The sequence below is a fragment of the Flavobacterium sp. GP15 genome (genome assembly GCF_014281985.1).
Taxonomy (GTDB): domain Bacteria; phylum Bacteroidota; class Bacteroidia; order Flavobacteriales; family Flavobacteriaceae; genus Flavobacterium; species Flavobacterium pygoscelis.
This window is the reverse complement of record NZ_JACFTC010000006.1, coordinates 1-14,711: the sequence shown is the minus strand read 5'-3', so window position 1 is coordinate 14,711 and position 14,711 is coordinate 1. Positions and strand designations below refer to the sequence as shown.

Genomic DNA, 14,711 nt, shown 5'->3' with positions numbered 1-14,711 from the left:
AATAAAAATGAAGTTCTTCGGACCCAAAAAAATAAAACTTTGATTTTTTGTTTGACTACGCCACATTTTGGCTGAACTACATTCTATTTTCGCTTCATAAATCGATTTATTATGATCAATAAAATAGAAGAATTAGCATTTGTAGTTCATGATTTGGAACGTAAAATAGAATACTTACAACATCAGTTGAGTCAGGCTCACTTTAGGAAAAACACATTTGAAAGAAAAGAGTTGAAAGAAAAAGAAAGAATTGCCAAAAGACAAATTCAAGAGCATATTAAACTCTTTCGGAATACGATAAGTGACAATAATATTGCACTAAAATTATTCTCTAGTAAACTGGATATTTTAGAAAAAAAATACCATTTACAACCCCAAATAAATAATGCAGCAATCTATTGTTTAAATATTTTAAAAGACAAACATGCTACACTCCATGAAGATCAAGTTTACTTTATGAAATTAGAACAAGATCAAGAAGTAGATTTGTGCAATAGAGAGATGGAACTAATTGAAATACAATCAAAATTGATATTGAAAGAATTTCATGCCAACATACAGCAAAACCCAAATGAACTGCTTACAGAGGAATCAGAAGACCAACTGAAGTCTATTTTACATTATTATCGTTGGGATTTTGAAACCGTTAAAGCAACTTTGGAAAAAAGAAAATCTGAATTAGAAGTGCAATTGGAAGAACTTTCGGAAAATTTAAAATCGATAATTGTTTGTTTTAACTATCAAAAAGCGGATAAAATTATAGAAAAAATAAAAATTTTAGAACAGGAATTATACGACATCAAAGTAAAAATTAATGGTACAATTGATTATATTTTATGAAGATTGAATAAGCTTAAGAAAAACAAAAGAGGTATCAATTTGAATTATGCCACTTAACCAATTTGTATTAAAAGATGAAAAGAACCACAAAAACTATAATAATATGCCATTCAGGGGGTGCAATTGGTGCAGACACCGTTTTTGAAACTATTGGCGAATCTTACGGTATTATCACATTGGCTTATTCATATAAAACACTTGAACATCAAAGTAAAAATAAAATTGAAATTAATGAGGAATCTTTCCTTGTAGGTGTTGCAAAAGTGCATTTAGCTAATAAAACGCTACAGAGAAAAATCAATTACATATATATCAATTTACTAGCTCGTAATTGGCAACAAATTAAAAATTCCGACCAAGTTTTTGCCGTTAGTAAAATCATTTTCAAAAATATAGAATGTGTTTCGGGCGGAACGGGTTGGGCAATTCAAATGGCAATTGATCACCAAAAAGAGATTTTTGTGTTTGACCAAATTCAAGACGCCTGGTTTGAATGGTCTTATTCGGACTCTAAATTCTGTATCTTAGAATCATGTCCTAAAATTACGAGTTTGAATTTCGCAGGTATAGGAATTCGGAAAATTACTATAAACGGCATTAATGCCATTGAAGATTTATATATAAATTCATTTAATAAAGTATAATTATGAAACAACTACTAATCAACTTAACCGACGAACAACACGAGATGTTCACACAAAAAATACAAAGCGAAGCCAGTAAAAATATGGAGCACAGCACACTTTCTGGATTTTCGATTACTTTAAAAGAAGCTTTTCCAGGAATGTCTTGGCTAACGGTTGACATGAATGGTGAATTGGATTTGGGTGATGTCGATTGGAAAATAATTTAATTCGTATCTATTAGGAAAAGTGATTAACTCATCTAATACATCTAGCCTGTGCCACAAATTATAATCAACATTTTTGGAGAAGGAATCGAAATCAGGCATCTCCTACTCGACCCTGAAATTTTGGAACAATGGAATGAGATCGCCTGTCGAAAAAACAAAGTTATTACGGACTTAATCACTGATCCCTTTTTCTATCATGCATTACGAAATTCAAATATAAAATCTCTGGAAAATATCAATGCTAACTTGGTCAAAGCGATGTTAGACACAACTATGAGCCAAATAGAAATTTGGTTTAAGCGCCATAAAGTGATCAAATTCAAATCCTATGAATTATTCAATGAAATGGTTTTATTCCCTTTGTTTCAAACCAAAGAAAATCTTGTATTTGGTACAAATGATCTTCAATCTGGTTTGTATTCCGTCAAAAAGGAAAAAGGTTTGTTGCGTTCGATTGCAATAGAGATTTCAGATGAACAACTAAATCTAGATGATTTTATCTTCGAAGTTTCCTCGTTTCAAAACAATCGTATTTTAACTAATATAACTTATAAGAACAAACAGTTACGATTTATCAAAAGTGATACTTTAATTACACATCAAAGTGCTTTTGAAATAATATAAATTTCATCAAACTAGTATATTCTGCCGCATTTTGTCGCTATTAAATAGTATTTTAGCAGGATTAAAATTACAATAACCATGGCAAAAGTAGGTTTTTACAAAAGGTATTTATACATCATTGAGCGACTTCATACGGTTCCCACGAACTTTAAAGATTTACATCAGCATGTATTGAAAAAATTAGAAAATGATGATTTAGGATCTAATTTTGAATATTCAGCGCGCACATTTGACAGGGATAAAAAAGACATTGCAGATTTGTTTGGCATTTATATCAAATTCAACCGGAAAGACAAGGTTTATCACATTGATGAAGAAACAGAAGATCCGTCAGTTTCCAGAATGATAGAGGCTTTTTCAATCCATCAAGCAATGAAAGAAAGCACCAAAATTACGCCCAGCATCTATTTAGAAAAAAGAAAATCGTCAGGAACTCATCTGATGAACGGCATTCTATATGCAATTCAAAACCATTTTCAACTGAGTTTTACACATACTAAGTTTTGGGACATGGAAATAACGGAGCGCACGGTAAAACCACTGGCGATCAAAGAATCGCAACACCGCTGGTATTTAATCGCGTGGGATAATAATACTGAAATGATTAAAAATTTTGGCTTTGACCGTATTACCAACCTACGCTTTTTAGATACGAAGTTCAAACCAATGACTGTCAATATTGAAGAAAAGTACCAGCATGCTTTTGGTGTCGAAACCTATTCAGAACCACAGAAAATAATCTTAGAATTTAGTTGGCAACAAGGAAACTACATCAAATCATTTCCGTTGCATTCTTCACAAAAAATAATGAGCGATAGTGATGATAAATTAGTGATTGAATTGTTCTTGCATCCTACTAATGATATCGCCATGGAATTATTGAAATATGGTGCAGAAGTGAAAATTATCGAACCCAAATCGTTGCGAAATGATATTAAAAGTCGTGCGGTAGAGATGATTAAGTTGTATGAGTAAGAAATTAGTCGTCAAATCAATTTCACTAAAAAAATAAAGAAACCTAAATAACTAACTATGGATAATAAAATAATTTTACTAAAACACGTTTCATTCATTCAAGACAAACATGATGAATTTGCTAGAATTACAGGGGAAAAATTTAATATTTTCTCTATAATGAATATGGAAACAGATGAAGTAAAAACGCACTCCGCTATAATTGCCGAATTACTGAATCCTGCTGGATCACACGGGCAAGGAAGTGTGTTTTTAGATTTGTTTATAGAACATTTAAAAAATAAATTCAACACACCTTCTAATCAACATATTAAATTAGATAGTTTCGGGAAATTAGTAAATGAGAGAATTTGCGAAAGAACTATTAGTCTCAACAATAATTGGGCAGATGTAACAGGTGGAAGAATTGATATTATACTTGAAGATGAAAAGCAAATTTGCATTATTGAAACAAAAATAAATGCAGAAGATCAAGATTATCAATTAATTAGATATCATAACTATGCCAAAAACAGGGGTAAAAGATTTTATATTTTTTATTTAACAAAAGAGGGTAAACTCTTAAGTAACGAAACTGAATATCCACACAATGATTATTTAGAAGATAAATCTTTAGCGGCTGTAAATGTAGAAGGTTATAATTTTCATTATGAAAATAAGCAAGATTATAAATCACATTTAGAATCAAATAGATCTAAAGCACATATACACCAATGCTTGTATTATCCTATCTCGTTTGAAAAAGATATAAAACAATGGCTAGAGAAATGTCTTGAGAAAACGGTTTCACTGCCAATTATAAGGGAAACTCTTTTACAATATTTAAATTTAATTAATAAAATAACTAACCAATCAACCAATAATAAAATGAGTAAGGAAATAGTAGAATCAATGAAAACCAATATTATCAGCAGTTTTGAAATATCAAGAAATATTGAAGCCTTAAAAAGTGAATTGTATAATGAGTTTATCGAGCATTTAAAAGCTTACGCAACTAAAAATGAAATGACCTACAATGAAAATTGGAAAAATAAAAGTTCTGAATTTGGACTATTTTTTAAGCCCAAATCTTGGGAGGATAATCATTTGCAAATTTGTGTAATATTTGATAGTAAAAACTATATGGGATTGTATGTAGGGATCTCCTATCTACCTGCATTAAATACTACTGATAAAATTAAAGTTCGTACAAAATTTAAAGAAAATGGGTTTAAAGAAAACGATTGGTGGATTTGGAAATATACTGAAAATAAAGATTGGGCAGATAATGCAGAAACTTGGAAAAGCGTAGCTACTGGACAAGAAAGCAAAGAATATCTAGAAGTTATAAATATAATCAACGAAATATTGAGAGTTCAGTCTTTTTAAATTTATTTATTGCAGCATTTAACAGCGACACTTTCTGGAATGTATCGCTGTTATTTAAAGTTTAATTTACTGTTTTCCTGCAAGTTTTTGAAGACCTTGCAGGTATTATCATAAAAAAGACTTTAAAGTAAACAGGTAAGAAGTGAATCAAAATAGTGTTCCTATTTTACAATTGTTTTGAATTTTATTCTATAAAAATTTAGATATCAAAATCCTGTCGCAAGAATATTAACTGCAATAGCATCTTCTAGCGTTAGATCCTCAGAAACTCCCATAACAATGTTACTACAATGACCAGTTTCATTTTGGACATAATCATTTATTTCACCTATTTCATCAATTGTAATTTCCACTTTTCCAGAACTAATTGCCAATAGAATATTTTGTGCCCCTTCTATTTTACTTTTTAATAATAGCGAACCTTTTAATGCTGAAATAACAGCCGCTTCTGCTCTATTTGGTCCTGTGGCTTTTGCAGATCCTACGAAGACGTTAGCACTATTACATAATACTGCTCTTATATCATCAAAATCAGGTTCCTTATCATCATCGATATTTACCCTACTAAAAACAATCACATTTTCAATTATATTTTTAATTGCTTCTTTAATAGTTTCATTAATTTTTAATGATTGCTCCTCCAAACTTAGATTTCCATATACTTTTTTCAATGTAGCAGTATTAATAACTAACAAAGAATCTAGCGGATTAGGCAGTAGACTATTTTGACATAAAACCAGCTTTGACGTTTTTACACCTCCTTGCTCTGCAGCTGCAATTACAATCGCTAAACTAATAACCTCTTTATTTTTAGCAAATTCAGCTATTATATCTATAGCTTTAGCATCTGTATGTTCGGCTATAATAAAGATTATCTTAGTTTTTTCATCAACTATTTCATGAAGATTATCCCCTACATAATACTTTTTACCATTTAAATCGCAGTTCTCTAATACAGAGCTATTCACACCGCTATTAAGCTGTGTTTTGTTTGATTTAAGACCACTATTCGAAGAGCCTGCACTTGCGTCAAACACCGCTATACCAAGTCCTATACAGCTCGTTTTGCGTAAGTAATTGATCGTGTAAACCCCTCTATCACCAACTCCTACTACCTTTATCATTCCTGTTAGAATTTCGGGTATTTCAATTCCATTCTTTAAATTTTCTAAGTTATTATCCATAATATTTCTTTAAATTTTTCCAAAACTACAAGAGATATCTGCCAAGAGATGACGTTTCAAAATATATTTATAAATGAATCATTATTGAACATAATTAAAACCACTAATATTTTTTTTGCCTGTCTTGGGGTCGGCAAAAAAGTTTAACATCTTTTATTATCATTAGAATATTAATGAGGTTGACTTTGAAAAAAAACAAAATAACTAATTCAATAGCTTTAATAGTCACTAATAATCATTCAAGCCCTATAAAATCTATTCTTTTAATTGTAAATCACCTTTAAAATATACATTTTGTTAAAATCCTGTTCGACTTAACTATCTTTTCTTTACCTCTCAACATTTAATATCTTTTACCTATCACCTATAATAAATAAATCTATTAATTTAATAAGTGAAAGATTTAAGCAAGTATATTACATGTTGTCCTATTGTATACACAACACTTATTATCGGTGACTTTAATACCATATTAAATTGAAATAAATTATTAAATTAGATATTCAACTCAACATAATATACCTTTATTCTTTCACACTCAATCTTTTCAATCATTGACTTAACTAGTCTGATATATCTATATAAATTTGTTAATTAGACATATAGAAGTATATATTATATGTTCTCTCTTTTTACGCTCAATACTTATTATCAATGACTTAACTACTACATTAAATTAAATATTCAACTCTATAGTATATACATTCTTTTCTTTAAAACTCAACTCTTGTCATCATTGACTTAAATAGTCTAATATATCTATATAAATTTGTTAATTAGACATATAGAAGTATATATTATATGTTCTCTCTTTTTACGCTCAACACTTATTATCAATGGCTTAACTACTACATTAAATTAAATATTCAACTCTATAGTATATACCTATATTCTTTCACACTCAATCTTTTCAATCATTGACTTAACTAGTGTGATATATCTATATAAATTATTTAATTAGACATATAAATCTATATATTATATGTTCTCTCTTTTTACGCTCAGCACTTATTATCACTGACTTAACTACTACATTAAATTAAATATTCAACTCTACAGAATATACCTTTCTTCTTTCACACTCAATCTTTTCAATCATTGACTTAACTAGTCTGATATATCTATATAAATTATTTAATTAGACATATAAATCTATATATTATATGTTCTCTCTTTTTACGCGCAACACTTATTATCACTGACTTAACAACAATTGAAAATAGTAGTTACCGCAGCCAAAGCGGGAACGACTCCTGCCACTTCGTATAAACAATCCACCCCTCTAAAACTCGCATTTAAAAAACAATATATAGTATAAGAAATTACACTTTGACTAAACAAATATGTTTTTTAAGAGTATAATAACTAGAGGTTTCCTGAGCAGTAATTAACTCAGGTTGCTTGACCTCTTTAAAAATACAAGTAAAAAAAAAATTACTAAACAAGCAATGAACAAGCAATTAATATTAACCAGTCTTATTGACGCAGTCGATAAAATAGTTTTTCATGTAAAAACCTACAGAGCAAAAGCAAGAAACTTAACCCAAATCATTTTTAGACTTTTTTTAAATGATGATACTTGTCTAGATTTCTCAAAACCTAAGCAAATACCCAATGCTTACTTTAAAAAAATTATAAAAGGTGCTGGTGCATTATCTACAGTTTTAAGAGAGCTAAAAAATGCTGAAATACTATTAACTGATGGCAAATACTCAACTGGCAAGGGAAAAGGAAAAGCATTCTGTAAGTCATATATACTTAATCCCACATTAATATATCATGCAGACAGAACTTTTACTCAATTTGAAAACATCAATAAGATTAATGACAGAGTAAAGTTTAAAAAGATCAAAAAAACACTTGAATCAATAGAAATTGACAGTGCTGTATATGATTTCATTCCTAAATTAATTGAATCTGAATTAAGTGAAATTTTAATTGGAGATAAGATAGATGATGTGATGATAACCTTTAAAATAAAGGGTGAGCAAATACGTAACCACATTAATTATTGGTTAGCAAATGCTACAAGAAACAATATAGCATTGATTAAGTTCAAAGGAAAATTCTATCTTGAAAGCGCCAGTACTTTTAGAGAAAGAAAACGAGTTGAATTGGAAATATCATACACCTACTCGATTGAAAACATTAAAAATGGTCACTTTTATGCTAATAGAAACAATACTAATAATCGGCTCGACCATAATTTAACTGCTTTAAAAAGAGAACTATTCCAATTCATCATTTTAGATGGTGAAAAAACAGTAGAAGTAGACATTGCTAATGCCCAATTTGCACTTTTATCGAATATCTCCTCATTAAACTTAGATTCTAATTTCATTGATTATGCTCAAAATGGAAAACTATACGAATCTATTGGTAGAGAAATAGGCAAATCCAAAAAAGAAGTAAAAGCCTTCACCATGGTTGCACTATTTGGCAAGACTAGAAATCATCCAAAGCAGTTAAGAAAACTTTTTCCTAAAACAATGAAATCAATAGCTGAATATAAAAATAAAAACGGATATAAAAGCTTCTCGGTTATGCTTCAGCAAGCAGAAAGCAACTTAATGATAGACGGTGTTTACAACTTATTAACTAAAAATAATATACCTACCATACCCGTACACGACAGCATGAGGGTAAAAGAAAGTGATTACATTAGAACAAATCGAATGATGGTTGATTTTTTTAATGAAAAGAATTTCAAATGTGAATTGAAACCTAAAGAGTAGAATAACATATCAAAAACGAATACTTCATTAATAAAAGCAACTATGTGACAAGGATATTTTAATTGATATTCCTGTTCTAGTGATAATAGATAAAAAATTGAGAAATAAAAATTTATTTTTATAGTTACCAATTATTAAAAACAATTCAACAGCCAATAACAAACGATAAAGTTTATTTCTTAATGCTTTTTAATGACTTCCTGACAATGTAATTAGAAGAGTTCTACAATTAAAAAAATAATTTTAAAAATGTTGTTTGAATTTTTATGCGAGGTTTGTTTCCACATCCATTATTTATATTATTTAACAAACTTTTTTTTCTCATTTTCTCAACCAAAAACAACCTTTACCAAAAATGATAAAGGTTTTAATTCTATACCATTTGAAATTAAATTTACAAATCTGTTTAAAAGTGAATTTATCTTTCTTATCAATACTCAACACAACCAATATATTTAATATCAGTGTTTTAATTAATAAAAAAGTGTAATATTGACATTGAAATAAGTCGATACGGGGATTACCCTAACTTCATTATTCTTTCAATCTCCTTTTCCCATTCCTCTTTTTTACGATAATTGTTAGTATAAACTCTGCAACTTCCAAACTTTATTTTAATTTGAAAGTATTTAAAATTCGGGTTCTCTATTTTTTCTTTTTCAAATTCATGATTTAAATATTCACTCACTTCCCTATTTGCAATATCTAACCCATAACCACCATCAATTAAGTTATTTTTCCATTTTTCATTAAAGCTATTTGCATTTATAATTGAAAAATATAGTTTAAGTAGTAGCAATAGTAAAGAAGAACCGCAGGAGTCAACAACAGTTAATTTATACACAATTAATAAAGCAATTCTGTTACTCTAGTCTAAAGGCATCGCCAAATATTTCCAATTTGAAATTACAAATCACAAATATTATAAGCTATTCAAAAATAATTTTTCTTTTTCTGTTAGTGAATTAGTTCCAGCTCTACCTATTTTATCTAAAATTCTATTAAGAATGGTTTCCTGACTAAGATTTGCTAAATTTCTGTTCTTCCCTTCTACCTTTTTCTCTTCTGTATTATTGCTTAAATTGACTGATAATTTATTATTAGAAACATCGTCAACCATATCTTCAAAATTGAAATCTTCTAAAGACGTAATGTACTTAACAAATCCATTATTATAATTGAAAATACGCTTTCTTTCCTTAGCTTTTTTCGAGTAACCCACCAATAAAAAATAGCCGTTAATTTTATAAAAAGTAACTCTATCTACATATTCTTTACGCAAATCATTCAGATCAATAGTATTGACATTATCAGTTCCTTGTTTGTGGTATGTTTTAATTAAGTTGCTAGGATTAATTTTGTTACTTTTCAAAACTCCACTTAAATTTGGTTTACTTATATCAATAGTAATTAATGATGTTCCTGCCAAAACTGTATCCAATGTAACTAAAACAGGTTCAGCATTAGTATCAATTACGAACTCATAATTTTCAATATTACCATTATCGATTTCTATACACTCATTCAATTGTACTTCCAGAGGCTTATTATATGTTAATATTTTACTGAATTCCGGGTTAAATTCGAATTTAGTTTTTTTTTCATTTGCAGGCTGCTTAAACTTCAAACCAATCAAAAAAGGATTAATTAAACAAGGTATTTTTAGCAACCACACTTTGTCGAGTGAATTATAAACTAATGGATTTAATTCTTTCAATAAAATAGATTTAATCAAAATTGAAGCATTGATCTCACTAAAGATTCCCTCATATTTCAATAAAGATAGAGTGTCTTCAATTACTGGTGATTCCTCAATATTTCTAATAGCAAGTAGATCTATTTTTAGCTTTTTCATGTAAAAAATTTTAGTGGAAATTCTTTAATAATAAAACTTATAATGACTTCAAGATTTTACAAAATCTTGAAGTCATTTGATTTATCTTTGATTAATAAATCTCAATAATATCATTATAAACTCCGGATTATATCAAGATTTGCAGTGAATTTTTCATCACAATGCTCATCGTCTAAAATTTCCACCCCCATCACTGTAACATTAAGACCACTCCAATCTGCAATATTCCTTCTTTGCGCTACATTAATTAACTTGAAATTTTTCAAATTTGGCTGATGCTTTTCTCTTATACTATTTAGTACTTCAAAATCAACATCTACTCGATTGTCAATTAACAAATAACGTGTCTTTAATCTTGATAAGAAAGCATAACCTATTGAAATACTCTTTCTATTTCCGCCCCAAGCCATTCCTTCACGAACTTTAACTAAATGACTAACAGGAATATCAAATTTCAGTAAAACTTCATCAAGAAAATTCACATTTTCAAAATACCAATATAGAACTGGCTTTCTAATTTGTCCGCCACTGTATGTTACCAATACATCTAATAATAGAATTGATGGTTTAGAATTTACGTTTTCTGGCAAATCAATAAAATCGGGATTGATATAATAGTTAATCTCATCAGTAGATGTTAAAAAACTAATATCCATAATTTCAACTTGTGTTGCTCCATCATTGAATATTGTACCAGAAATTATAGCAACATTTTTCGAATAATCTGTATGAAAGTAAAGATCTGGTGATATTTCTGTCCTGGTTTCAGCCTCAATAATATCTCTAAAATCATCTCCTGCGCTCGGATACCATAATATATTGGGATTTTCACCGATGTTAAAAATTAGTTCGTCTAGTTTAGTTTGTGACCTCCTGTCTTTTCCTTTTAGAATCCTATTTAGCATATGAATTATTTTGAATTTGTTTAAATTGCATTTTTGCTGAAAAGATATCAGCATAAAATCTTTTTATTTTTTTTATCGAAAAATTGATTAATAAGTAGAGTTAAAGTAAACCTTCTTTGATACCGTCCTTTCCATGAATAAAGTCCTCGCAGTTTTCTATACTAAAACCATCAGTCCATATATCTTCATAATCTTGGTACCTTAAAAACACTCGTTTTTCCTCATCATTTAATAGACTAAACGATTCAACAAATGTTTTTGGCAATTCATTTCCAGTAAAAAAAAGTGAACCGCCCACATCAGTAGTACAATATTTCAAAGAAGAGATCTGATTATCATTACAATTAAAATTACCTTCTACATTTTCAGGACTATGTTCCAATGTTATTAATAGATTTTTCTGGCAATCAAAATTACCTCCAACATGTTTTGGGCTGCCTTCAAGGGTAGTTAATTTATTTGAGCTACAATCAAAATCTCCGCTTACATTACTAAACTTCAAGGGTAATTGTTTTAATTCTTGCGCAAAGAAACTAACATTACCATCCACATTAATAGATCCATCTACATTTAATGTATAGTGCTTTATATCGTACATTTCGCATACACTATCGATGCTTCTAATTTCACTTTCAGTTGAAAAATTTTCCATATTTTATTTTTATAAGATTGCATTTTAATACTAGTTCATCGTTATGCCTTTTAATGTAATTTCCACTTGTGTTTTTTTTTATATGCGATGCACCACTTTTTTCCGAAAAAAACATATCATAAACAAAAAAAATAGTCCTACCAACAAAAACTAATACAGTTTAAAATCACATAATTCTTAGCTTGTATTAGCTTAAATCACAAACTAAATGATTATAAAATCTACTAGATTATAGAGCCTTAATAATTACTTAAAAGAAAACACCTTTTATATATCATCGTAAATAAAAACTTAGTATTTCTAATTTTCTTACACTACCACATTACGAGCTACACTCAGCCTTTCCAGCATGACTATCATGCACAAAATGCAATACTCTTCTTTTAAATTTTAAGAAAATTCTTTTAAAAAATCCAATTATTCAAAGATAGGAAAATTCGACTTATAAGTCGACATCGATTTGAATATTAATGACTGCTGTTCTTTTTCTTTGAAAAATGCAAAAGGATATTGAAAATATTGAAGCGGAACTAATTGATCGGATTTATAAAATCTTTATTACAAAATATGATCACAACAAGTCTTCTTTTGCAAAAGCTTCCGGTTGCACGGAAACAACAATAAGACGAGTGCTAAGAAAGGAACAAGGTATTACAATCAATTTACTAGTAAGGATAGCTTATGCTCTAAACACAACAGTAAGCGACTTAATGCAAGGATTACAAATAAAAAAAGATGAGTAAAAGTGTTTGTTTAATAAATTTATCCGCAACCGAAGAGGATTAGCACAAAAAAAACATGACTGAATTTTACATAAAACACAAGGTAGCAAAGACTTTACTAAAGTACAATATCAAGTTCGAACAATACGAGGATCGTTTCGAAATCGAAAGTCAAGACTTAACTATTATTCCTTCAAAAAAAATTGTCAAGATGCTTGGTCTAAAAAACAACAAAGGTAATGAGACTTTAATTGATAGTTTGAACAAAATTAGACCAGAATGGCTTTTAACTTTCTATTCATATCAGTATCACTATTTTGTGTATAATGAAGAGGGAAATGTGAACATAACTAATCTACATGAGTTCCTATTGGAAATTATAGAAAACATGGTATAATAATTTAACAAAAGAAAATATGGATGAAGATTTACAAGTAATAGAAAATATCAGAAGAAATGAACTATATTTAGGAGTAGTTTTTGAAAAGAATAAAGATAAATGTATAAATTTTCTAAGAAAAAAGGACACAGAAAATAAGCTTAATGAAGATGACCTACTTAACATCTTTTCAGAAAGCGTTTATTTATTCTATAAAAAAATTGCTATTGAAAATTTTGTACTGTCGTCAAGCATATCAACATTTGTTACAGCTATTTGCAAAATGAGTTTAATAAACGCACTAAGAAATAAAGAAAGAAAAACAAAAAAGAAAATTAAAATAAAAGAAGTTGTTAATTTAGAAAATTTAAGCATACGAGCAGAAGACGAAATTAATGATGAACCATACAACAGAATTAGTCGCGCTTTAGAACTTATGAGAAATGCAAACGGCATTTGTTACGAATTACTTACTAAAGCTATTTACGAATTTTACTCTAATGAAGATCTTAAAAATCACTTTGAATTTCCCAATATGGGAGTTGTTACAACAAGAAAAAATAGATGTAAAAATAAATTACGAACTATAGCTTTACAGCTTATTTAAGTGAAAAAAAAATGAAAAAAGCAAAAGACATAATTAAGTCCTATCTCGTGCCAAAACTGCAAAAGCTAAAGGAATTCGAAACTGAATCATTAAATGAATCTTTTTGGTTTGAATTCACTGTGGCACTTCTAAATTTTGAATCTGACCCTAAATCACTATATGTTCTTGTATTAAATTTACATTTAAATTCCGACATTAAAGACAAAATAATCTCGAAAATCCCAAAAACGTATTCATTATTAATTTCAGAATTAGCAGAAGAAAAACTCAAAGGAAATAAATCAGAAGCCCTATCAATATTAATAACAAATAAATCTAAAGCATTCGAAGATGAGTTTGCTTTTATTACTAGTGTGCGAGAATCTTTCGAGTTATTACAAAACAAAAAAAGAATTATAGAAGAACTACCTTTTATGTACGAAAAGCTGCAAAAGGACATTTCAAATAATGATAAATAAATGCATGTAGCAAATTAATTATCAAAATAATTATTCCACTTTATTATTAAGAGGGTATAGCAAAATAAATATGCTATACCCTCTTTTTTTTTTAATTAAATCTAAAACTCAATTCTGGATTAATTAAAACTACATGGAATATTCAAAAAAGAATAATTACTTCCTTTTCGAATTTTCAGCTTTAGTTTCCAAATAACAGTAACGTTTCAATTACAGATCTCAAAAAAATTGTAATCACTTTTTACTTTTTCACACTCTTAACTAGTAAGTCAGTACGATAAAGGACCATTTATAAAATCTTATTTACCAGTTACTTTTTCAAACTTTTAGGTATTAAATAAGAAAGAAACAAGAGCAAATTAATATTTACAAAAAATTTGATTACCTATTACTTATTTAAACTTTTAGGTATTAAATAAGTTAGAGACAAGAGCAAAGTAATATTTATAAAAAAATTTGATTACCTGTTACTTTTTCAAACTTTTAGGTATTAAATAAGTTAGAGACAAGAGCGTAATAATATTTATAAAAATATTTGATTACCTGTTACTTTT

Annotated in this window: 16 protein-coding genes; 11 read left to right on the top strand and 5 right to left on the bottom strand. The window is 28.5% G+C overall.

The genetic code is table 11. The annotated features are described in order from the left end of the window. Window positions 1–111 precede the first annotated feature (111 nt). The 6 genes from H2650_RS12190 to H2650_RS12165 all read left to right on the top strand — a co-directional run bounded on the left by H2650_RS12190 (window position 112) and on the right by H2650_RS12165 (window position 4,660). The gene (locus H2650_RS12190; protein WP_188051097.1) at window positions 112–840 is read left to right on the top strand and encodes a hypothetical protein; all 729 of its coding nucleotides are present in this window, start codon (window positions 112–114) and stop codon (window positions 838–840) included. Between the two features lie 74 nt (window positions 841–914). Further along, entirely contained in the window at window positions 915–1,484 is a 570-nt protein-coding gene (locus H2650_RS12185) for a hypothetical protein (RefSeq protein ID WP_188051096.1), read from the top strand. A 2-nt stretch (window positions 1,485–1,486) separates the two neighbouring features. Further along, the gene (locus H2650_RS12180; RefSeq protein ID WP_188051095.1) at window positions 1,487–1,693 is read left to right on the top strand and encodes a hypothetical protein; all 207 of its coding nucleotides are present in this window, start codon (window positions 1,487–1,489) and stop codon (window positions 1,691–1,693) included. 48 nt (window positions 1,694–1,741) lie between these two features. Beyond that, on the top strand, window positions 1,742–2,317 hold the full coding sequence (locus H2650_RS12175; protein ID WP_188051094.1) for a hypothetical protein: 576 nt from the start codon (window positions 1,742–1,744) through the stop codon (window positions 2,315–2,317). A 78-nt stretch (window positions 2,318–2,395) separates the two neighbouring features. Beyond that, complete coding sequence (locus H2650_RS12170) at window positions 2,396–3,292, top strand: YafY family protein (protein WP_188051093.1); 897 nt, start codon at window positions 2,396–2,398, stop codon at window positions 3,290–3,292. Between the two features lie 57 nt (window positions 3,293–3,349). After that, entirely contained in the window at window positions 3,350–4,660 is a 1,311-nt protein-coding gene (locus tag H2650_RS12165; RefSeq protein ID WP_188051092.1) for a PD-(D/E)XK nuclease family protein, read from the top strand. A gap of 206 nt (window positions 4,661–4,866) precedes the next feature. On the opposite strand, the gene H2650_RS12160 is transcribed toward H2650_RS12165, so the two are convergent. Then, window positions 4,867–5,844 (bottom strand): hypothetical protein, encoded by a 978-nt coding sequence (locus tag H2650_RS12160; protein ID WP_188051091.1) that lies wholly within the window; start codon window positions 5,842–5,844, stop codon window positions 4,867–4,869. 1,448 nt (window positions 5,845–7,292) lie between these two features. Here H2650_RS12160 and H2650_RS12155 point away from each other — a divergent pair. Then, the gene (locus tag H2650_RS12155; protein ID WP_188051090.1) at window positions 7,293–8,579 is read left to right on the top strand and encodes a hypothetical protein; all 1,287 of its coding nucleotides are present in this window, start codon (window positions 7,293–7,295) and stop codon (window positions 8,577–8,579) included. 520 nt (window positions 8,580–9,099) lie between these two features. Here the strand turns inward: H2650_RS12155 and H2650_RS12150 are convergent. The 4 genes from H2650_RS12150 to H2650_RS12135 form a co-directional block, all read right to left on the bottom strand. Beyond that, a complete protein-coding gene (locus H2650_RS12150; RefSeq protein ID WP_188051089.1) occupies window positions 9,100–9,423 on the bottom strand; it encodes a hypothetical protein in 324 nt (107 codons plus the stop codon). 78 nt (window positions 9,424–9,501) lie between these two features. Beyond that, a complete protein-coding gene (locus H2650_RS12145) occupies window positions 9,502–10,434 on the bottom strand; it encodes a DUF6576 domain-containing protein (RefSeq protein ID WP_188051088.1) in 933 nt (310 codons plus the stop codon). Between the two features lie 113 nt (window positions 10,435–10,547). After that, a complete protein-coding gene (locus tag H2650_RS12140; RefSeq protein WP_188051087.1) occupies window positions 10,548–11,339 on the bottom strand; it encodes a hypothetical protein in 792 nt (263 codons plus the stop codon). Window positions 11,340–11,439: 100 nt separating this feature from the next. After that, window positions 11,440–11,991: a hypothetical protein gene (locus H2650_RS12135; RefSeq protein WP_188051086.1), complete on the bottom strand. Its 552-nt coding sequence runs from the start codon at window positions 11,989–11,991 to the stop codon at window positions 11,440–11,442. Between the two features lie 497 nt (window positions 11,992–12,488). On the opposite strand from H2650_RS12135, the gene H2650_RS12130 reads away from it, so the two are divergent. The 4 genes from H2650_RS12130 to H2650_RS12115 are packed head-to-tail and all read left to right on the top strand — an operon-like array spanning window position 12,489 to window position 14,157. Beyond that, window positions 12,489–12,734 carry a helix-turn-helix transcriptional regulator gene (locus H2650_RS12130; RefSeq protein ID WP_188051085.1) on the top strand — a complete coding sequence of 82 codons (246 nt, stop codon included), beginning with the start codon at window positions 12,489–12,491 and terminating at the stop codon, window positions 12,732–12,734. A 55-nt stretch (window positions 12,735–12,789) separates the two neighbouring features. Continuing rightward, window positions 12,790–13,110 (top strand): hypothetical protein, encoded by a 321-nt coding sequence (locus H2650_RS12125; RefSeq protein ID WP_188051084.1) that lies wholly within the window; start codon window positions 12,790–12,792, stop codon window positions 13,108–13,110. 19 nt (window positions 13,111–13,129) lie between these two features. Continuing rightward, a complete protein-coding gene (locus H2650_RS12120) occupies window positions 13,130–13,699 on the top strand; it encodes a hypothetical protein (RefSeq protein ID WP_188051083.1) in 570 nt (189 codons plus the stop codon). A gap of 11 nt (window positions 13,700–13,710) precedes the next feature. Beyond that, window positions 13,711–14,157, top strand: coding sequence for a hypothetical protein (locus H2650_RS12115; protein WP_188051082.1), 447 nt, complete (start codon window positions 13,711–13,713; stop codon window positions 14,155–14,157). Window positions 14,158–14,711: the final 554 nt, after the last annotated feature.